We start from the raw sequence: 20,369 nt of genomic DNA, 5'->3' as shown, positions 1-20,369 counted from the left end.
AATATAAGATTTATGAATTATATTTTTGGGCTATGAATTTTAATGAAAACAAGTTGAGCAACCTTTTAGACGAAGCAAAGGCCCAGAGCATATTCAACAAGGCCGTCGCCGGGTTCATCCTCCCAGACGGGACAAGAAAAATCCTTCACTTGGGCACTCCGGAAGACACCGTTTTCGACATTGCAAGCCTGACCAAGGTATGCCCCACTTCAACGCTAGCGCTTTGCCACATTCTCGAAGGGCGGCTATCCCCCGAGACCAAGGTCATCGACTATATTCCGGAATTAAGGACAAACTATCGTGAAGAAATCCGGATATTCCACCTCTTGACCCACAGCCTGGATTACAGGGTCCCCATGAAAACCTTGCGGGAACTTCCGGCCGAAAAAATCCTGGAAGCCCTCTACAATTACCAGTTCCAGGCTCCACCGGGCGCAGACTTCAACTACGGCAATCCGGCAAGCGTCCTTCTGGGCATTATCCTGAGCCGCCTTACAGGTATGGATTTACAGCAACAGGGACGTCTAACCTTTTTTGATCCGTTAAAAATGAACCGCAGTGGCTGGGATCCGCTTACAAGGGACTTCAACAGAATTCCCAAGGAAGAAATCGCCCCTACAGAAATCTGCGCATTCAGGAACCGCGAAATCCAGGGAGAAATCCACGATGAAAGCGCCTGGGTATTGCGACAGCTCTTCCCTGTAGGGAGCGCCGGCATGTTCAGCTGCGTACCGGACCTGCTGAAGTTCGTCCAGATGGTTCTTAACGACGGCACCGACCCCGTCAGCGGCGAGCGGATCGCCCCGGCAGGCCTGCTGGAACTGGTCAGCACCAACGCCTTCGACGCAGAAGGCCACCACACAAGCGCAGGTCCTGTCAACGCCTGTACCGCCCTAGGCTGGGAACTGAACTCTCCCAAGTTCATGGGAACGAAATGCTCTCCACGCACCTTCGGAAAGACGGGCTTTACAGGAGCAAGCATCGTCGCCGACCCCCACAAGGGTGCTGCCGTGGTCCTCCTCAGCAACTTCACCTATCCCCATCGCGAAGCCAACGCAGACCGCATCCACGCTTTCCGTGCCGCCCTGGCCGACGCCTTCTTCGAAGACATCGGCTAGCCGCCCCACAAGCCGCAGACAACCTCCATAGGTACAGCAAAAGCCCCGCAAGTCCTACCGGACCTACGGGGCTTTTTTCAATCTCTAGAGAAAGACCGCACTAAAGGCAATTACTTGCTGGCATTGCGCTTCATCATCTCGCGGCGCTGTTCTTCAGCCAACAGGCGAGCCATTTCAAGACGGCTATCTTCCTTTTCCTTCTTCTTGGTCTCTTCCTTACAGTTTACGCACTTGGTAGCAGTAGGAACAGCCATCAGACGGGCCTTGGGAATCAGCTGGCCACAAACCTTACAGATGCCGAACGTACCCTTCTTAATACGCTTCAGGGCTTCTTCCAGGTACACCAGGTACTTGCCTTCGCGGGCAGCCAATTCGAAGTTTGTTTCGAGAGCGTTGTAGTCGGTAGCAAGGTCTGCACTATTGGATTCGCCACCGTCACCAGCCTGGACCTGGCTCTTGAAAGTCTCCGCCTTTTCGGACTCGCTCTGTGCGGTCACGATTTCGCGGCGTTTTTCAATCAGCATATCTTCAAAGAACTTGAGATCAGCGTCGCTCATTTTTACAGGTTTCTTTTCAGCCATGGTAAACTCCTTGGTTGTGAATTACTCTATCAATAGAGTGATAAATAACTTTTTTTTTACAAAATAGTTTGTTTCTACTAAAAAAAATTAGAAAATGTCCACATTAAGCTTGACACCGTTCTTTTTTATATCGGAAAGCAGGGCATCTATGTCAACTGTCAGCTTTTCTATGCTCTTGCCGAATGCGCCATCCTGATCTAAAATCAGACCAGCCGTGTTGTCATCCTTGGACAATTTTATCAAAAGGTTAGCGCTCTGGTCCTTCATGTCCTTCAACTTAAGAAGCAAGGCGTCTACTCGGCCCAGCAGCTCCTCCACCTGGCCTACCTTGGAGCCACCCTGCACCACAACGCCGTCAAGCGCCTCCTTCACCTTGTTCAAGTCTTCATCCAGCTTGTCAAAGATGGCTTCCGCATCGGACTTCCAGGCCTTGACGTCCTTCTCGGCCACACTGATTACGTTCTTGCCCTTCTTGATAACCCTTTCGGTCCTCTTGCCGATGTCACCCCGAAAAACGGAATCCACGAACATGCGCAGGGCGTCCTTGATTTCAGCGACGTCATCCAGCATTCCCACCAGTTTGAGGCCCACACCCGACGTACCCTCATCATAGTGCCCCTTCAAGGTATCACCATCATGGATCAGGCGGGAATCATCCCCGGTTAGAACGCACATTTCACGTTCGCCCATCAAGCCAGAGTTAATCAACCTGAACTCGGAATTGACAGGAATCTTGGTGGTTGCATAGACCCGCGCCGTCACAAACACAGCATCCTCGGTCAACTCCACCTTGGTAATCTCGCCGGCACCGATACCGCGAACCTTCACCGGGTTCCCCGGCGACAGCGTACCGATAGCATCGTAACGCACCACGAAAGAGTAACGGGCATGGTAGGGGCTAGACGGGTGATAGTAATACCAGGCGCCAGCACATGCCAGCACCAGTATCACGAACACGATGGAGGGAATGATGTTTTCCCTGACAAGCCTCACGAATCTATTCATAGTATGACCAGTTCTCCGGGTCAAAATCTAGCAAATCCTCAACGTATTCGCCCTTGGCCTTGGCCTTGATCTTTTGCATGAGGGCTTCGTTAAAGTCTTCCGCCACATTGTGCCCGTTCATCTTCATCAAGGTGTTCATGGCAATGACTTCGGAAATCACCGTCAGGTTCTTGCCAGGCGCCACCGGAATGACGATCTTCGGGATGTTCACGCCCATGATGGTTTCCTGCTGCTCGTTGAGGCCAGTACGGTCATAACCGCCTTCCTGGCGCCACTGCTGCAATTCCACGATGGTTTCGATCTTCTTGGTCTTACGGATAGCGTGAATACCGAACATAGACTTGATATCCAGAATGCCAACACCGCGGATTTCCATATGATGCTTGATCAGGGGATCCGGTCGGCCGATAATGGAACGGCCCACATGACTGATATGGACTACGTCATCGGCAACCATGCGGTGACCGCTTTCTACCAGGTCCAGCACGCATTCAGACTTACCTACGTTACTGTCCCCCACGAACAGCATACCGATACCGTACACGTCCACAAGGCTTCCGTGAATCACGGCGTGAGGTGCAAAAAATTCTTCAAGAATACGCTGAGACAGCTTGATGAATTCGTAGGTATGGAGCGTCGTAGAGAACAGAGGTATTCCCAGGCGTTCACACATGGCCTTCAGTTCCGGATGAGGCATCTGGGCATGCGTCACCACCCACATGGGAGCCTTGAAATCCTTCAGGCCTTCAAAAACCTTGGCACGACCTTCAGAACCGATTGATTCCAGATAGTTCCATTCAGTATGTCCAACGACCTGAATCTGCTGGGAACTATAAACCGCCGTGTAGCCTGCCATGGCGAGGCCGGGTCTGTGAATACCACTTTCCGCAATGGGAGCGTCCATAAAACTTTCGGCAGTGTGGCAGGCCATCTGCAGGTCCTTGCCGTACCGACAAAAAAAGTCCCGCACCAGGAAGCGTTCCCGATGCAGGATCTTGATATCTTTCAGTCTTGATTCAGCCATAGACTAAAATTATACAATTTTAGCGCGGCTGTAATTAGACGACGTCAGACATAGGCTGAGCACGATGGTCATTCTGCTTGTCGTTCGCCTTCTTCAGCTGGACCTTGACACGTTCGAGGGTTACATCCACGGCCTTGCCCATATTTTCTTCGTCGGCAGAGGCTACAACCTGGGAGCCAACAATGTTCACGGTGATTTCGCAATGACGGCGATTTTCAACTTCGTGATCAAGGACGACGGAGGCGCTTGTGATATTCGGGTAGAAGCGAGCTAACTTGTCCATTTCTTCCTGAATACGATCCTGGAGACCTGCAGATGCGTTAAAGTGGCGAGCAGAAAACTGAATATCCATAGTAAAAACCTCCGTAGAAAAAAGTGAATATCTGCGAGGCGGAGCGCCTCACGTTTAGGTATATACATCTTTTTACTTCAGAAAACCAATAGGAGCCGTCATTTTTGTATAAAAGAAATGTTCCAACTTGGAATAATGGGGGTGCAGGCCCATTGAATTTACTTTAAGATCTTGCGCTGACTTGCCGTAAGAATCTTCAGGGAATTTTCACGGTACTTCGCAACGGTACGGCGAGCCACCTTCATTCCCATTTCCGCAAGTTTGTCGGAGATAGCCTGGTCAGAAAGAGGCTTTCGCTTGTCTTCCTCATCGATCATCTTCTTCATGGCGTCAAGAACCTGGGCAGAACCGAGAATTTCCTCTTCGGCTCCGGAACTGGATTCGGCACTCCCTGCAGAGGGCTTCTGCTTGATACCCGAAGTAAAGAAACGCTTCAGTTCATAAACACCGTAAGGGGTATCCACAAACTTTCCGTTAGTCACTCGATTCACGGTACTCACATCGCGCTTTACGTCGTCTGCAATATCCTGCAGCACCATGGGCTTCAAAAAGGCAGGGCCCTTAGAGAAGAACTCCTTCTGACGTTTAAGGATAGCCTGCATGACCAGTTCCATGGTAGAGTAGCGGTTATCTACCGCCTTCATGAATTCCATGGCCTTGTTCAGGTGGGTCTTCACATAGTCACGGTCAGACTTGGAGGCATTCTTGTCGTCGATAATGGCCTTGTAGGTCTGATTGATGCGAAGGCGTTTCTGCATGGGGGAACGGACCGCTTCCGCAGAGAACTTTCCGCGTTTTTCAATAATTTTAAGATCGGCGGATACCGTCTGGATGCGTGCGTTAGACAGAGAGAATCCCGGATGGGGATTCAGCCTTGCAAAGCTGGCAATAGCCTTCTGCACAGATTCCGTCGGTTCGCCAAGGGCCTTTCCAATCTTGGCGTAGCGAAGTTCCAGAAGGTCTTCATAGCAGTTTTCAAGAATCTTGATGGCCAGGGGAGAAAAGTTGGGAATGCCGTAAGCCTGAATCAAGAAACACTCGCGCTGGTCGCGGGCACCGATTCCACGGGGATTGAACCCCTGCAGCACATGCAAGGCCTCTTGCACCGGAAGGGAACATTCTTCCAGCTTCTTCTCGCCACGAATCATGGTTTCAATTTCATTGATAAATTCATCGTCAGAAATATTGATGGGGGCGTTTTCCTGTTCGCCCACCTGCAAGAAACCATCTTCGTTCACGGAATCGATCAGGTATTCAACCAGTGAACGGAATCGCTTTTCAGAACAGTTATTTTTTGCCAGTTCTTCCAGCTGGTCGCGAGTTCCAGACCAAAGCATCAGCTGGTCGCGAAGTTGTTCCTGAAGGCTCTTGCCGTTATCCTTGATGGGGCGGTCCCATTCGTCATCGGCTTCAGCATTACCCGCATTCAAGTCCTTGAAGGGTGCGTCATCGGAACCGGTTCCGTCAGAAAAAAGCTGTTCGTAATTCACATCGCCATCGGAACCATCCAAAAGTCCGCGATCCACCAGGGCGCTATCATCCAGAGAGCCGCTTTCACGATCGTCGGCATCGCCATAGGCGTCATTGTCAGCAGAGGATTCGCCAGAACGTTCCGCCCCGGATTCCGAGAGTTCATCATCGCGAACTTCACGTTCCTCGTCAGGCATGGAATCATCCAGTTCCAGAAGGGGATTGCTTTCCAGCTCATCCTTGATGGCGGTTTCCAGTTCCAGGGACGTTTTCTGAAGGATATTGATGGACTGCAACAACTGGGGCGAAAGGGTCTGCTCCAGTCGCTGACTCGTGCCTAAGTTCATTCCTAAATCCATAAAACCGTCCTTAAAACTTTCAATAATTTTTATTTATAAAATTTGCATTTCCTATATGCAAACCCAATTAATCCAATCTAAAGCTATCGCCGAGGTAAATACGTCTTGCCTCGGGGTCGTTCGCCAAATATTCAGAGGAGCCTTCCGTAAGAACCTGGCTCTTGTACATAATGTAGGCCCGGTCCGTAATGGAAAGGGTTTCACGCACGTTATGGTCTGTAATGAGGACTCCCATACCGCGGTCCTTCAACCCGGAGATGATGCCCTGGATATCGGCCACGGCAATGGGGTCGATACCGGCAAAAGGTTCATCCAGCAGAAGGAAGCTGGGGTCGCTGGCCAAAGCACGCGCGATTTCAAGACGGCGACGTTCGCCACCGGAACAGCTCATAGACTTGGTCTTGCGAATGTGGGTAATCTTGAATTCTTCCAGGAGCTGCTCCAGACGAACCTTGCGTTCACGGCGCTTCATGTCCTGAGTTTCAAGAATGGCCATAATGTTATCTTCTACGCTAAGCTTGCGGAAGATGGAAGCTTCCTGAGGAAGATAACCGATGCCAAGTCGTGCGCGCTTGTACATGGGCTTGTCGGTCATCTCGATATCATCAAGAAAGATATGTCCAGACTCAGGGCGGACCATTCCCACGATCATGTAGAAAGACGTGGTCTTGCCGGCACCATTGGGGCCAAGAAGGCCGACAATCTCACCCTGCGACACACGGATAGAAACGTCGCTTACGACCTGACGGCCACCATAAACCTTTCGCAGGTGTTCTGTGCGTATGGTACTGACAAGGTTCTTCACTTTTTTTCCTCTACATGCTTAGAATTTACATTCACCGCGGATGAATCCGATGGAGTTTTTTCTGATTTTTTTCTGGACCGATTCCTGTCCAACAAAGCCTTCTTGAAAGCCGACGGCTTTTTCGCGGGTTGCACTTCCCGTTCCTTACTATCGATAGAAGCACCGGCTTCTGTCAACGAATCCGCCTTATTTTCTTTTTTTAATGAATCCACCTTCGCCAGGGAATCCTTCAGGGCAAGTTCCTTGTTACGGCGTTCCTTTTCCAGGTCAACATAACGGCCGCTGGCCATAGTGGAATTACCTAGAAGCTTCAGGGACTTTACTGCATTCTTCTGGGCGTCAAACAAGATATGGATGGTATCGCCCGATGCCTCATTCTTGCCAGACACGGAACGATCCTTCTTGATGTAGAAATAGGTACTCTGGGCCTTGCCGGAGACCACGGCCTTGTCCATCTTGCCCTTGTTAAAATACATGTCAAGGCGGTCGCCGTCCATCAAGTTTCTGTAATCCTGCAGGTCCGTCTCGTAAAAGAAACCGCGGGCGTTCAAGTTCACATAGAGGCGTTCGATCTTGTTTCCGCTGAATTCTGCAAAGAGGGTATCGCCAAAGGCTTCCGTCACGCTACCCGGAGCATTCCTCTTCGGTTCTTCCTGCTGGATGCCGTGGGCATTACGAATCACCAGCGCAGACTTCAGGGAGTTGCCGGTAGAATCCAGCACCAGGAAAATGGAGTCGCCCGTCAGGTGATAATTCTTCAGGTCGCAAGTCGGGTTGCCTTTCATCGAAAGCCAGTTATTCTTGCGGTCAAAATATCCCGTATCGCAAGTCACCACCATGTCGTTCTGGGTCAGCTTTACATGATTGAAAGCCTCGGCGTAATCGTCCTTCTTGCTGTAATTCATATTGTCAGCAGAAATGGCCACGTCCTTCTGGGTAATGGTCACATCGCCGCGGGCTTCCGCATAGCCATCTTTCTTGTTGTACACAATTCGCCTGGCCACAATCTTTACGGTATCCTCGCCGCCGGACTTGTTCTTCTCGAACTGGCGGAGCACCGGCTTTGTAGGCATGGTCAGGATTTCCTTTTCCTTATCATACTCCAGGTACTCGCCGGTAAAGTAGTAGGTATGGGCGGAATCACCAGCATGGACATCGCCGGTAGCGGTGGCGAGGCCACGTTTCTTCTGGTACACACCGTTGCGGGCATCGATATAACCCGAGGGGTGGGTAAACAGGAAGCCGCCATCACATTGGACCACTTCACCATCCTTATTCCAGATGGCGCGCTGGGTCTTGAACTGCACACTATCGTGAAGGAACTGCACACGGCCATGCAGCAAGAGAGTTCCGCGCTTGCGGGCCACCGCAAGACTGTCTGCATGCTTCATGATAATAGGCGAAGACTGCGCCACCGCCTCGCCCGAAAACAAGATCAGAATCGCAAACGCCAGGAACAGACCAAACTTGAAAGAACCAATGTATCGAGACATCTTCTAGTCCTTCGCCTCGTCTTTCTTCGTAAGGGTGCGCTTCCAGGATTTCTTAGGTCCAGGTTTTTTCTTGGCGCTGTCAGCCGGAGCCTGCGACGCAGAAGATTGCGGCACCCGTGTTCCAGAAGATGAAACCACGCGGGCAGAACCAGCAGTCGGTCTAGCCCTCTGCAAACTATCGCGGGTCTCGATTTCGGAAGCCTGGTTCTTGTCCTCTTCCTTCAGGCGTTTAGCCGCATCCTGGAAAATGCCGGTCACGTCAGAAAGAATCCGCCAGTTGTCCATATGGGCGTCACTTTCAAAACCCTTGCCCTGAAGCACGTCGCCGTCTTCACTAACCACACGAACATAACTGTCAGTCTTTACCAGGTTGTCCTTCTTGTTCCACAGGAGGGAATCGGAGCGGACCGAAGCCCCCTTGGGCGTCAGGGCATAAACGTGGCCATAGGCATACACATAGGTAAACTTCATATCCAGGCGGCCGGAATCGGCACGCAGGAACGCGGTACGTTCTCCCAGGGAATCGTAAATGTCCACCAGGACCGGCTTCACAAAGACAAGGTCCTTGTCGCCCCAACGTTCCAGATAGGCCGTCTTCAGTTTCCAGGCCTGCACACCCTTGTCGTAACTATCCAGAAGGGTGGTGTCGGTAAAAAGCATTTCCGGACGTTCCACCTGGATCCAGGGCTTTTCTTCTTCGATTTCCTCGCAACCGCACAGGAACAAAACGACCCACACCGGAACGAGAGCCAATCTCAAAAAAAGTTTATGTCGCAAAATTCGTGCCACAATCAAAATTTAAAAATAAAGGAATGACTGAATCGCGCCAACATGGCCATAAAACAGCAAAAAAGGGCCCGCGACCGAGGGACGCAGGCTCCTTTTTTTTTACAGTATTTGTACGGAACAAAAACCAGTCTGACTTACTTGGACTTGGCTTCTTCCAATTCCTCTTCCAGTTTCCTGTTTACACCGTCCTGCTTCTCGCAGATGTTCTTCAGGTTGCCGATTTCCACGTCCATCTTGGCCACCTGATCCTTCAGGTCTTCGCACTGGGCGGCATAGGTCTGTTCGGATTCGATGCGGCTGTTCAGTTCCTTGCGGAGGGAATCCACGGAGCAGCGGAGGGTTTCCACGGCGTTTTCAGCATCCTTCAGGGCGGGATTTTCTGCGTTTCCTTCACAACTGCAAGACGACTTCAACTTCTTGGAAACAGCAAGGGCGGCAGCAGCGCCAAGGGCAAGACCGGCAAAAAAACTAGATGCTTTCATAGAGGACTCCTTAAAAAAATATTTACAACGGATATAATATCTCTTAAGAAAATGTAAAAGTCAATAGAAAACGCCCATTTTATGGGAAAATGTGATAAAATACCGCATACAATAAAACAAAAACCCCGAGTCTTGCGACTCGGGGTCTTTGCAGCGGGAAGAGCGAGATTCGAACTCGCGATAGGATTAAGTCCTATACGTCCTTAGCAGGGACGCGCCTTCGGCCAGCTCGGCCATCTTCCCATCTTGGGGGCACAAATTATACTTTATTTCTAACGCTTTTTCAAGGGGATTTCCCAAAATTTCTAACTTTTTTATATGCGTTTTCTAAAAAAGTTGTTGAAAATTGTGGCAGCATTTGCCCTGGTGGGCCTCATTTGCTGCATTCCCGTCTACATCCTGGTCTTTAAGGTGTTACCCGATAAGGATCCCGACAACCAGTTCAACAGGGAATCCATATTGCAGGTCCTTTCTGGCGAGACCCGCGTCTATTACAATGACGGCAACACCTTGCTAGGAGCCTTCTTTGACGCCAACCACCGTATCTATGTACCCTACGGCGACATCCCCTCCAATATCGTAAACGCCCTGGTGGCCGCCGAAGACGCCGGCTACTGGAACCACAACGGCTTCAGCATTTACGGTTTCACCCGCGCCATGGCATCAAACATCAAGGCAGGCCACATGCGTCAGGGCGGTTCCACCTTGACCCAGCAGACCGTCAAGAACATTTTCGGCCGCGAGGAACGCAGCATCAAGGAAAAGGGCAAGGAACTGATCAACGCCCTCCGCATGGAACGCCATTTCAGCAAGCAGGACATTCTTGAATTCTACCTGAACCAGTTCCACGTTTCCGGTACCGGTAAGGGTGTAGCCATCGCCGCCCAGTATTTCTTCAACAAGGAACTGAAGGAACTGAGCCTCGCCGAATGCGCCTTCATTGCAGGTTCCGTAAAGGGGCCCTTCAACTACGACCCGTTCATCCAGCGTAGCGCCGAACGCCGCGAAAAGGCAATCAAGCGTGGCGAGGAACGTCTGCGTTACGTACTTGGCCGCATGGTCGACGAGAAATACATTTCCGAAGAAGAAATGGCCGAAGCCCTGGAAACGCCGCTGCAGTTCAACCACGGCAACTTCCGCTTCTCTGTCAGCACCATCCTGGAACGCATCGAAGAAAAGCTGGACGGAGACTTCTTCAAGGCTGAATTCGAAAAGCATGGCATCGAAGACTGGCGCAAGGCTCAGCTGACCATCATCTCGACCCTCGACGAAAGATCCCAGGATGCCGCCAAGCGCGCCCTGCAGACAAATATCAGCGGACTCCAGATGCAGTTGGGCGGTTTCGTACTTCCCAAGTCCCAGTTCGCCAACAAGGCCCAGAGCGCCCGCCGCGGCGACTACCTCTACGGCGCCGTCGACAGCGTATTCGTGGATTCCACCGGCAAGCTGAAATCCCTCACCTTAAGTTTCGGCCAGCTTAAAGGTATCGTCACCGAAAAGGCCATCAAGGATTTCGCCGTACAGATCAGCGGTGACGCCCGCAAGCCCGGCGACGTGAACAAGGCTCTGGCACCCCAGTTGAAGAAGGGGGCCATCCTCCTGGTCAGCATTCTGGACGTAGAAAAAATCAACGGTTACGTTCCCTGCAAGATCGAGACGGAACCTGTATTGCAGGGCGGCCTCTTCGCCATTAAGAACGGCCAGGTAGTCGCAACCCAGGGTGGTTTCCACAACACCGGATTCGACAGAAGTTTCAAGGCATTGCGTCAGCTGGGCTCCAGCTGGAAACCCCTGCTCTACGCATTGGCTCTCAAGTACAACTACAATTACCTGGACCCGCTTGAAAACGACTTCAACGTATTCCAGTTCACGAACCAGTTCTACTTCCCTCGCCCCGACCACAAGAACAAGGGCGACATCGTAAGCATCGCCTGGGCCACCACCCGTTCCGAAAATATCGCCAGCATCTGGCTGCTGGAACACCTGCTGGACAAACTCAGCCCCGAAGAATTTGACGCCGTCGCCAAGGAAAACGACTACGCCCGATTCGACAACGAAGAACGCAAGGCCTACTTTGAAAGACTCCGCGACAAGTTCGGTCTAACCTTGAAGGAAGAAGTAAAGAAGGAAATCGAATTTACCAAGGCCAAGTTCGCCCTCATCGAACGTTACAAGGGTGAAGGCAAGGACGCCAAGGCCAGGGCCGTCATCAACCTGCGCTACGGCACCCACAACGACATCGCCATGAAGCAGTCCAAGAAGGATGCCCAGACCGTCAAGTTCATCCAGCACAACTACAAGAGCTATTATGAAAAGCTCCGTGCCCGCGAGGCCCTGGAACTGGATCCGGATATGGCAGCCCAGCTTCCGCCTCTGGAATCCGTGGAGCTGTTCCCCGACTTTACTCTGGCCGACATGAAGCGTCTGACCACCATGATCGAACCCGTCGATGGCGAAGCCGATTACCTGGATGCAGACCACATCCGTTTCTGGCCCGACTACAGACGTTCCCTGGCCATGGCCGACTACGCACGCTTCGCCAAGGAAATCGGCATCCACCAGAAGTTGCAGAAAGTGTTCAGCATGCCCCTGGGCGTAAACGAAATTACCCTGTCAGAAATTTCTACCGCATACCAGACCCTGCTTACCGGCAAGATCTACAAGAGCCTGGATGGCGACTGGACCGACCCCAGCTTTATCAAGGAAATCAAGAATCGTGACGGCACCACCATCTTCAAGAACAAGATGGAATCCAAGACCATCCTCGACGACAACATTACAACCCAGATGGCCGTAATGCTCCACTCCGTATTCAGCAACGGTACAGCACGCAGCCAGTATAACGCCATTACGGTTACTTCCCCCGATAGCACCGTCAGCCTGCGCTACCCTGCATTGGGCAAGACCGGTACTACAAACGACTACAGAAACGTGGCCTTCATGGGCGCGATACCCACCTACAGCGGCGAAAAGAACGGAGCCACTTTGGACTCTGTCGTGGCCATCGGTAGCTACGTGGGCTTCGACAACAACAAGCCTCTTAAGTCTGGACGTACCCGCATTGCAGGTGCCTCTGGCGGTCTCCCCCAGTGGGCAGCCTTCGCCAAGGAAGAAATTGAAATCATGGGCACTCCCAAGAAGGTGGACTTCCTGGATATTTCTGTTCTGGCCGCAGGCGAAGTCCCGCTGCAGCTAGGCAATGAACGAGGCGAACTTGTAGTAGATCCCATGACCGGTATGACTCTTGCCGGGGCCAGCGCCGAAGCAGGACGCCCTCTCCCCTGGATCGACATTCCGGGCTACACTCCTCCGCAAGTGCAGGAAATGGCCGCGGAATCTGCAGCAGAATCCGGCATCATGGTTAGCTTACCCATGCCCGCTGCAGAACAGCCCGAAGCCTCCACCGCCCCAGCAGAGGTTGCAGCATCGGATTCCACAAGCGCACAGGCTCCCGCAACAGAAGCAACTGCAGCAGCGGAACCCGCACCTCACGCACCGTCTGTTACACCGGCACCGGCCGCAGCCGCCATGCCCAAGGATGATGACTGGGATCTGCCCGAAGGATTCAATGGCAACAACGCATTTGTTCCTATCGAGGCCGAATAAGTTTTTAGCCCTTTGAAAAAGTTCAGGACGATTTTAAAACAAAGGATCTTTGTATGAATTTCAGTTCTCGTATTTTTTTAAGTACCGCAGGAATCGCAGCAATGGGACTTTCCCTTTCTGCATGTACAGGAGCCCCCGCCCCCTGCACCGAGCCTGAAAACACAGAACAGCAATCCTCTCAAGGAGCACAGCAGGCAGCACCCGAGCAAGTTCAGGAGCAGTCCTCCTCTGCGATTTCTGAATCTAAACCTCAGCAAACCGCAGTACCCTCCTCCAGTTCAGCAGTCCCTAAGAACGAACTTGTTTCCCAGTCTGCGGAACCCGCCCAGCAGTCCTCATCCTCTATGGCCTCCGCCCAGGAAAAGGTCTCGGAAAATGAACCCATGGCCCTTACGGTCATCGACCCCTACACGGCGTTCCCCGCCATGGCAAACGAAGTTTTCGAATACGCCGATAGTTTGTACAAACAGGGTAAGGTCGACGACGCTGTAAAATATCTCCAGCGTTTCCGCGTCATCAAGCCCCTGTGGAATCAATGGGAAAATCAGGCCGACTCCATGCTGGCCGAATTCGGAAGGACCAATGCGGAACGCGCAAAGCAGTTCGAGCCGCTGGTCCTTGAAATTCAGAACATGAACCGCGCCCGTTCCAACTACAGTCTGGTGGCCGAAGCCGCCGATAACCTCATCGCGCTGGTTCCCGGCGATTCCCTGACCAACTTCGCCAACCAGCAAAAACAGATCGCCTACAACAACACCCTGGACAAGGCCCGCAAGGAAAAATCCGAAATCCTCAAGTTGGCAAACGACCAGGCAAAGTTCACCGAAGCAGAACAGAAAGCCTTGGAATTCCAGATGCGTTATCGCGACTTCGAAGACCCACTTAAGATCCAGGCCATGATCGACGACATCCGCAACATGTCCGCCAACAACGACGCCGAAGCCGCCGCCTACTGGCAGAAGAACGATCCCGCCGATGCACTTGCCAAGGCAAAGGACCTAGTGGAAAAAAGCAAGTTCGCCGAAGCCAAGGAACTTCTGAACAAGCTCAAGTCCAGCCCCCTCCGCAAGGAAGCCATCGAGGAATACAACAAGCTGGCCGACGCCTACTGCAACGCCCAGCGCAAGACCACAAGCCAGCTCTTCGGCAAGGCCCAAAAACAGAAGGACGCCGCAAAGAAGGCCGCCCTCCTGAACGAAGCCATCGCCTCCCTGGATAAATGTCTGGCGGAATATCCCGACAACTCCCAGAAGCAAAAGGTGATCGACAACAGGAACTTCCTGCAGAAGGAACTGAGCAAGTAAATGACCGCAGCATCCGCAGATTGGTGGCAGTACGGCCAGTATCCCGCTTTCTTTATCCTGGGCGCTGTCGTCAGCCTCATCAATAGCATCGCCGGCGGCGGAAGTTCCCTCAGCCTTCCCATCATGATCTTTCTGGGAATGCCCCCGACCGTGGCCAACGGCACCAACCGCATCGGCCTCATCATCGGAAACCTGAGCAGCGTCCACAACCTGGCAAAACACGGCTACCTGAACAAGAAACTCTTCAAGCAGCTATTCTGGCCTTCCCTGGTGGGAGCCCTCCTTGGCGTAGGATTTCTCGCAAACATCGGCGACAAGGTATTCCAGGCCATTATCGCCGGAGCCATCTGCCTGGTAGTCATCATGAGCCACACCCGCAAAGACCTGTTCGGAAAGCCCCCTGCAAACCCGCCCGAAAAATTGACCCTGGGCGGAGCCATCGGGTTCGCCCTGGTTTCAGTCTACGGATGTATCGTGCAGATTGGCGTTGGATTCGTGCAGATCTTTAGCCTCACCCGTTACACCGGTCTAGACCCCATCCACGTAAACGCCCTCAAGAACTGCCTCACAACCGTATTCCTGGTGGTCAGCACCGCGGTTCTCGCATTCACCGGAAAAGTGAACTGGCCCATCGCCATCGTCATGTCAGCCGGCGCCTGGTGTGGCGGTTATTTCGGCAGCGCCCTCCAGCGCAAGAAAGGCAACAAGTTCATCCAGAATTTTATCAGCGTCTGCAGCCTGGTCATGGCAGCCTACCTGGTGGTGGACCTGGTCCTTCAGTAAATCAGATTTCGCAGGAATCAAGATTCTTTTTTTGGGGGGATAAGCGGGCGTTTTACCGCAAACCTGGAACCCCTCCGGGGTTTTAAAAGCTGGTCGAGACTTCCCATCAGAACCGCTTCCAGAGTCTTGTCTCCGGCAGCAAGAACTTCCTTGTCGGATCGTTTCAGCTTCTTGATTCGAGCCTCTAACCGCAAGGCATGCTCCTTGGATTCCAGCTCAAAAGTTCGCAGAATACACTCCGGCGGAAAAGCCTTGGTAAAGCGAGCCCCCTTGCCAGTCAGATGCTGCTGAAAACGGGCCTCCACATCCACGGCATAACCCGTGTAGATGCGATTCCCCTTACAACGAAGCATGTATACAAAATGCGGCATTATTAAAAAAGGGCGGTTACCCGCCCGATTATATCTTAGTGGTGACCGTGTCCTTCAGGTTCATCCTTGCTCGGCTTAGAAACCAAGCTCATATAGATGGTACCCAGGATGGCGGCACTGAAGCTTCCCAGCAGAATGCCCAGCTTTGCGGAATCCTGACGATCGCCAACATCGAAGGCGAGACTTGCCACGAACAGAGCCATGGTAAAGCCGATACCGGCCAACATGCCACCGCCCCACAGAGCCTTCCAGCTGTAGCTCGGACGCTTTGAAATACCAATCTTCACAGAGAGGAAGCTGAACAGGAAAATGCCGATAGGCTTACCGAATACCAGAGCCAGGGCAACAGCGCCCATCACGGGAACTTCCACACCGCCAAGCTTGATTTCGACACCGGCATTGGCCAAGGCGAACAGCGGCATAATGAAGAAGTTGACCCAGGGAGCCAAAGTCTTGTAGAGGCGTTCCTGCATAGAAATACTTTCCTTGGCGCCCTGCTTCAGCAGGCTGAACACGCGATATTTCTCTTCGCTGTCGGTAGCTTCGCCAGAAAGAACGTGACCCACATTATTTGCAAACAGGCCCATCTTGCCGCCGGCAATCACAGCCCTGGCCGGAACGGAAAGACCAAGCAGCACACCCGAAATAGTGGGATGCACGCCGCTCTTTACGAAGAAGGCCCACACAGCTACGCCGATTACGCCATGGAGCAGCAAGTTGCGAACACCCAGACGGAACAGCACATTGATCAAGACCAGCAAGGCAACGCCAGTACCCAGAGCGGCAAAGCTGATACCGTCACCGCTGGGGTAGCCAATGGCAATCACGAGAATGGCACCGATATCGTCGGCGATAGCCAAAGTCAAAATCATCACGCGGAGAGCATGGGGCACCTTCTTGCCAAGGATAGCCATACAGCCAACCACGAAAGCGATATCCGTTGCCGTGGGAATACCCCAACCACGAGTCGCGTCCGTACCTGTCAGACCGTTTACAGCCAAGTAAATCAAAGCCGGGAAAAGCATACCGCCGGCAGCCGCGAGAATCGGAAGACTTGCAGCCTTCGGATCGCGAAGTTCGCCGTAAGTCATCTCGCCCTTCACCTCGAGACCCACGTTAAAGAAGAAGATGGTCATCAAGGCATCATTGATCAGCCAATGCAAATCAGCAGTACCAAGCCAGCTACCGATAGTCACGGCAAAAGGCATGTGCCATACATGATGATAGGACTCAGGGCTGAGATTAGCCCACAGCAAAGCTGCAATGGTCATAATGATAAGAACGATACCGCCAGTAGTCTCCACCTTCATGAGACGTTCAATGGGGGTAAGGATCTTGCGGACCGGAGTTTCCGGGAAAAGTTCTTCGATGCGATCGCTGCTAGTCACTTTTGCGGACATACACACCTATGGTTGATTGTTTTTGTTTTTCAGCCCTTGCACATTAAAGATAATCAAAATTTTTTTTTAGTCTACGCAATTCGCCACCGAATTCACCCTAAAGACCACAATCTCAAAATGTGCCATAACGCACTAAAAGTTTTATAATATAAATCACCATTCCGTAAGTAAATTATATTAAACTTGAAAAATTCTTGCAGATATTGTCAAATGAAAGAAAGAATGAAGAAACACCCCCTTCTGACCAAAGTCGTTATCGCCCTACTCTGTGGACTTACCTTCTATTTGTTAGGTTTCCCCTGCCGAATATTCCTCAAGATTTCGGATACGACGGAAGTCCGCCTGGTTGCAGCCCTCCCCATGCTGTTTTCCATGACCTTCGGTCTCCCCGGAGCCCTGGGCTGCGCCTTCGCAAACCTCTTCTCCGACATCCAGTCAGGATACTCCGCCGCCGTCTTCATACCGGGATTCCTCATCCAGATTATCTACGGGTACATTCCCGCCAAAGTTTGGCATTACCTCCGCCGCAATAACATCAACAAGTTCCGACTGAACCGAGTCCACAAAGTCGTAGAATACCTCATCATATCCACGGCAGACGCCCTCCTTGTGGCGTTCCTTATCTGTCTGCTATTAAAGTGTGTCGGCCTCCCGTCGAATTTTATCCTGGGCGAAAATATCTTCTTCAATAACTTACTGGCGATGATCGTAATGGGCATCCCCTACCTAAGCCTATCCTCCGTCGTGTTCCAGTATAAGTACCACCGCGCTTCCCCCAGGAATACCATCCTCTCGTTCTCCCTTAACGAAAAATTCCTGCTGTTCATACTCCTGCTGAGCATCCTCATTTCTATCTGCTCCGGTATCGCCGCCTATAACGTGTTCCACTATAGGTACAACCTCAGCAATCTGGACCTATGGAACAAGGTCTACTACAGTGCCGTCATTACCTTGAACATCCTCATTTGGGGAAGCCTTATCCATCTGCGGTTTATCGAAAGCACCGTTATCAAGCCCATCGAAAAGATGAGTGAAATCGCCATGATATTCAGCCACGATTCAACCATGGAAAAGAAGCTGGAGGAAATCTCCAACAAGTGCGAAAAGTACCTGAAGTATACCACCGAAATCGGCGCCCTTTCCCGCTCCTACGTAGACATGTCCCGCAAGATCGATGACTACCTGAACCACATTATGGCAATGACGGCGGAAAAGCAGAAAGAACATACGGCCCTTGAAATTGCGACAGCCATCCAGCTGGCGGCCCTCCCCAAGCCACTCCACTCCAAACGATTTGAAAACTACGCCATGATGGACCCCGCCCTAGAAGTTGGCGGTGACTTCTATGACTTCTTCTTTATCGACGAAGACCACATCGCCCTCTGTATCGCCGACGTATCCGGCAAGGGCATCCCCGCAGCATTATTCATGATGGTCAGCAAGATTATCCTGCGCCACAACCTGATGAACGGCTACTCTCCAGCCGAGGCCCTGGTACGAACCAACCAGGAAATCTGCGAAAACAATACCGTCGACATGTTCGTCTCCATCCTCTGCGGCGTTCTGGACCTAAAGACAAACGTCCTCACCTTCTGCAATGCGGGCCACGAAAAGCCAGCACTCCTGAAGAAGGGCAAAGAATTCTACCTGGCCCAAATCAAGAGCTTCTTTGTAGTCGGCGGCATGCCTGGCATCAAGTACCAGAACTTCGAATTGCAAATGGAACCCGGCGACATCATGTTCACCTACACCGACGGCATTCCCGAAGCCATGAACGAAAACAACGAGGAATTCGGCAACGATCGAATGCTGGCCGCACTGAATGCCTCCAAGGACAAGCCCCTGGAACAACTCTGTAAGGACGTTCGCGAGGCCGTCAGGACCCATGCCGGCAAGGCTCCCCAGTTTGACGACATTACCATGGTGGCATTCCGAATTAATGAAGGAACCTAGGTATAATCGCAAACAGAAAAATCTAACCCATAGAAAAAGCCTCGGACCAAGTCCGAGGCCTTCTTTAAATCGCTTACATTAAACCGTATCGATTCAGACTAGAACTGCTGAGGCGGCCAACGGGGATTCTTGGAGCTCATGTCGATCTTGTAGAAGTCACGTTCGAAGCGTCCATCGTCCATGCCGTAAGTCTGCATGATATGGCGAGCCATCCACTTGCCCAGCTTCAGCACGGTGAGCTTCTTGCGGAGACGACCCTGGCAGTCGCGATTCATGATGTCGGGGAGAGTGGAGGTGGTCAGAATTTCATCGATAGCGGGGCTGTTCAGCTTTTCACGAGCTTCTGCACTGGTGTGGAAGTGGGTGACGCCGAAGCACACGCGGTTGGGATGACCCTTCTTGATGTGTTCGCAGCACTGCACGATAGTAGTACCGGTACGGACCATGTCATCGAACACGATCACGTCCTTACCTTCAATTTCATCGATGCTGATGTCAGAAAGTTCCGGGTTGAAAGTCATGGAGATTTCACGTTCGCCAGTACGTACCTTGTCCATCACCACGCGCTTGCATTCGGGGAGCTGGAGAGCATCGAACACAGCGTTCATGAAAGGACGTGCGCCCTTATCCGGAGAAACGATCACCAGGTTGTTACCATCCTTACCAGTCTGCACGAAGTTGCTGTTCTTGATGTAGTGTGCATAGACATCGGTAGGAATCAGGTTGTGGAAATGACCTTCGAAAATATCGTTGAACAGGTTCTGAACCTTGATGCTGTGGTTGTGGCAGGTAACAACAGCGTCCACACCGGCCTTCTTCAGAAGATCGGCATAGAGCAAGCTAGTGAAAGCCTGACCATCAAACTTCTTGAGGTCGATATCCGGGCGATCCTTTTCCAGTTCGCCAATACGGTGGGGACCGCGGTCCTGTGCGGAGTAGAACAAATCCGGTTCTACGAGAACAACCTGTTCGGCGCCGTTATCCTTGGCAGCGCGTGCCAGGATGCAGTTACGCATAGCGTAGTCGTTACGACTACGTTCATGGTTAGAAACAGAGCAGATCAAGACAATCTTGCCTTCCAGACGGCGGCCGATATGTTCGATATCATCGGCATCCAGCATATAGCGGGGGCAGAATTCAGAGTTGGCGAAAGTCTTCAGGGAGACCACGTCGGAAATGTCTTCGCGGAGACCGATGTACTGAGCCATATCAATGGCAAACGGATCATCGGTGAAGTTGCCGGTCACGATAAAACGATCTGACATAAGATTGCCTTAATTTAAGGTTTTTTGGGGGTTAGTGGCCCAAATATAGATAGATTAGGACATCCTTGCAAGTAAGGCAACGCAATACATATCTATTACACAAATTGATAGACAGCTTTTTGAGGGGATGATTCGTCGGGCAGGCCCCGCAAACCTGGGGACAGGCGGAAAGGCCGCCGGCAGGGTACGCCTTTCCCGGTAAGCCTCCC

General features: G+C 52.0%; 17 protein-coding genes and 1 tRNA gene. 5 read left to right on the top strand and 13 right to left on the bottom strand.

Features of this window, described 5'->3' with window-relative positions:
• The first annotated feature begins 32 nt into the window (after positions 1–32).
• Entirely contained in the window at positions 33–1,118 is a 1,086-nt protein-coding gene (locus MMG03_RS12175; RefSeq protein WP_073161185.1) for a serine hydrolase, read from the top strand.
• A gap of 110 nt (positions 1,119–1,228) precedes the next feature.
• Here the strand turns inward: MMG03_RS12175 and MMG03_RS12170 are convergent, their stop codons facing one another.
• The 10 genes from MMG03_RS12170 to MMG03_RS12125 form a co-directional block, all read right to left on the bottom strand.
• Positions 1,229–1,699, bottom strand: a complete 471-nt coding sequence (locus MMG03_RS12170; RefSeq protein ID WP_073161186.1) for a TraR/DksA C4-type zinc finger protein — start codon at positions 1,697–1,699, stop codon at positions 1,229–1,231.
• A gap of 87 nt (positions 1,700–1,786) precedes the next feature.
• Positions 1,787–2,704 carry an MlaD family protein gene (locus tag MMG03_RS12165; RefSeq protein ID WP_249506393.1) on the bottom strand — a complete coding sequence of 306 codons (918 nt, stop codon included), beginning with the start codon at positions 2,702–2,704 and terminating at the stop codon, positions 1,787–1,789.
• On the bottom strand, positions 2,697–3,728 hold the full coding sequence (gene hprK / locus MMG03_RS12160) for an HPr(Ser) kinase/phosphatase (protein WP_073161188.1): 1,032 nt from the start codon (positions 3,726–3,728) through the stop codon (positions 2,697–2,699). The genes MMG03_RS12165 and hprK overlap by 8 nt, the downstream gene beginning before the upstream one ends.
• A 34-nt stretch (positions 3,729–3,762) precedes the next feature.
• Positions 3,763–4,080 carry a ribosome hibernation-promoting factor, HPF/YfiA family gene (gene hpf, locus MMG03_RS12155; protein ID WP_073161189.1) on the bottom strand — a complete coding sequence of 106 codons (318 nt, stop codon included), beginning with the start codon at positions 4,078–4,080 and terminating at the stop codon, positions 3,763–3,765.
• Positions 4,081–4,238: 158 nt separating this feature from the next.
• Complete coding sequence (gene rpoN, locus MMG03_RS12150; protein ID WP_073161190.1) at positions 4,239–5,909, bottom strand: RNA polymerase factor sigma-54; 1,671 nt, start codon at positions 5,907–5,909, stop codon at positions 4,239–4,241.
• 67 nt (positions 5,910–5,976) lie between these two features.
• A complete protein-coding gene (gene lptB / locus MMG03_RS12145) occupies positions 5,977–6,714 on the bottom strand; it encodes an LPS export ABC transporter ATP-binding protein (RefSeq protein ID WP_083538271.1) in 738 nt (245 codons plus the stop codon).
• Positions 6,711–8,207, bottom strand: a complete 1,497-nt coding sequence (locus MMG03_RS12140; RefSeq protein ID WP_073161191.1) for an LptA/OstA family protein — start codon at positions 8,205–8,207, stop codon at positions 6,711–6,713. The genes lptB and MMG03_RS12140 overlap by 4 nt, the downstream gene beginning before the upstream one ends.
• 3 nt (positions 8,208–8,210) lie before the next feature.
• The gene (lptC, locus tag MMG03_RS12135) at positions 8,211–8,996 is read right to left on the bottom strand and encodes an LPS export ABC transporter periplasmic protein LptC (RefSeq protein ID WP_249506392.1); all 786 of its coding nucleotides are present in this window, start codon (positions 8,994–8,996) and stop codon (positions 8,211–8,213) included.
• A gap of 134 nt (positions 8,997–9,130) precedes the next feature.
• The gene (locus MMG03_RS12130; protein ID WP_073161192.1) at positions 9,131–9,478 is read right to left on the bottom strand and encodes a hypothetical protein; all 348 of its coding nucleotides are present in this window, start codon (positions 9,476–9,478) and stop codon (positions 9,131–9,133) included.
• 154 nt (positions 9,479–9,632) lie between these two features.
• Positions 9,633–9,721: transfer RNA gene (locus tag MMG03_RS12125), tRNA-Ser, on the bottom strand.
• A gap of 75 nt (positions 9,722–9,796) precedes the next feature.
• On the opposite strand from MMG03_RS12125, the gene MMG03_RS12120 reads away from it, so the two are divergent.
• The 3 genes from MMG03_RS12120 to MMG03_RS12110 are packed head-to-tail and all read left to right on the top strand — an operon-like array spanning position 9,797 to position 15,171.
• On the top strand, positions 9,797–13,084 hold the full coding sequence (locus MMG03_RS12120) for a transglycosylase domain-containing protein (protein WP_073161193.1): 3,288 nt from the start codon (positions 9,797–9,799) through the stop codon (positions 13,082–13,084).
• Positions 13,085–13,137: 53 nt separating this feature from the next.
• Positions 13,138–14,388 carry a hypothetical protein gene (locus tag MMG03_RS12115; RefSeq protein WP_249506391.1) on the top strand — a complete coding sequence of 417 codons (1,251 nt, stop codon included), beginning with the start codon at positions 13,138–13,140 and terminating at the stop codon, positions 14,386–14,388.
• Complete coding sequence (locus tag MMG03_RS12110; protein ID WP_073287310.1) at positions 14,389–15,171, top strand: sulfite exporter TauE/SafE family protein; 783 nt, start codon at positions 14,389–14,391, stop codon at positions 15,169–15,171.
• A gap of 17 nt (positions 15,172–15,188) precedes the next feature.
• Here MMG03_RS12110 and MMG03_RS12105 read toward each other — a convergent pair whose 3' ends face one another.
• Both MMG03_RS12105 and nhaA read right to left on the bottom strand, forming a co-directional pair.
• Positions 15,189–15,524 carry a GIY-YIG nuclease family protein gene (locus MMG03_RS12105; protein ID WP_249506390.1) on the bottom strand — a complete coding sequence of 112 codons (336 nt, stop codon included), beginning with the start codon at positions 15,522–15,524 and terminating at the stop codon, positions 15,189–15,191.
• Positions 15,525–15,577: 53 nt separating this feature from the next.
• Positions 15,578–16,942, bottom strand: coding sequence for a Na+/H+ antiporter NhaA (gene nhaA / locus MMG03_RS12100; protein ID WP_073161197.1), 1,365 nt, complete (start codon positions 16,940–16,942; stop codon positions 15,578–15,580).
• A 210-nt stretch (positions 16,943–17,152) separates the two neighbouring features.
• Here nhaA and MMG03_RS12095 point away from each other — a divergent pair, with 210 nt between their 5' ends.
• Entirely contained in the window at positions 17,153–18,895 is a 1,743-nt protein-coding gene (locus MMG03_RS12095) for a PP2C family protein-serine/threonine phosphatase (RefSeq protein WP_249506389.1), read from the top strand.
• A gap of 98 nt (positions 18,896–18,993) precedes the next feature.
• Here MMG03_RS12095 and MMG03_RS12090 read toward each other — a convergent pair whose 3' ends face one another.
• Positions 18,994–20,160 carry a ribose-phosphate pyrophosphokinase gene (locus tag MMG03_RS12090; RefSeq protein ID WP_073161199.1) on the bottom strand — a complete coding sequence of 389 codons (1,167 nt, stop codon included), beginning with the start codon at positions 20,158–20,160 and terminating at the stop codon, positions 18,994–18,996.
• Positions 20,161–20,369 lie beyond the last annotated feature (209 nt).

This window comes from Fibrobacter sp. HC4, from assembly GCF_023373925.1.
Taxonomy (GTDB): domain Bacteria; phylum Fibrobacterota; class Fibrobacteria; order Fibrobacterales; family Fibrobacteraceae; genus Fibrobacter.
This window is presented reverse-complemented; position numbering and strand designations above follow the sequence as displayed.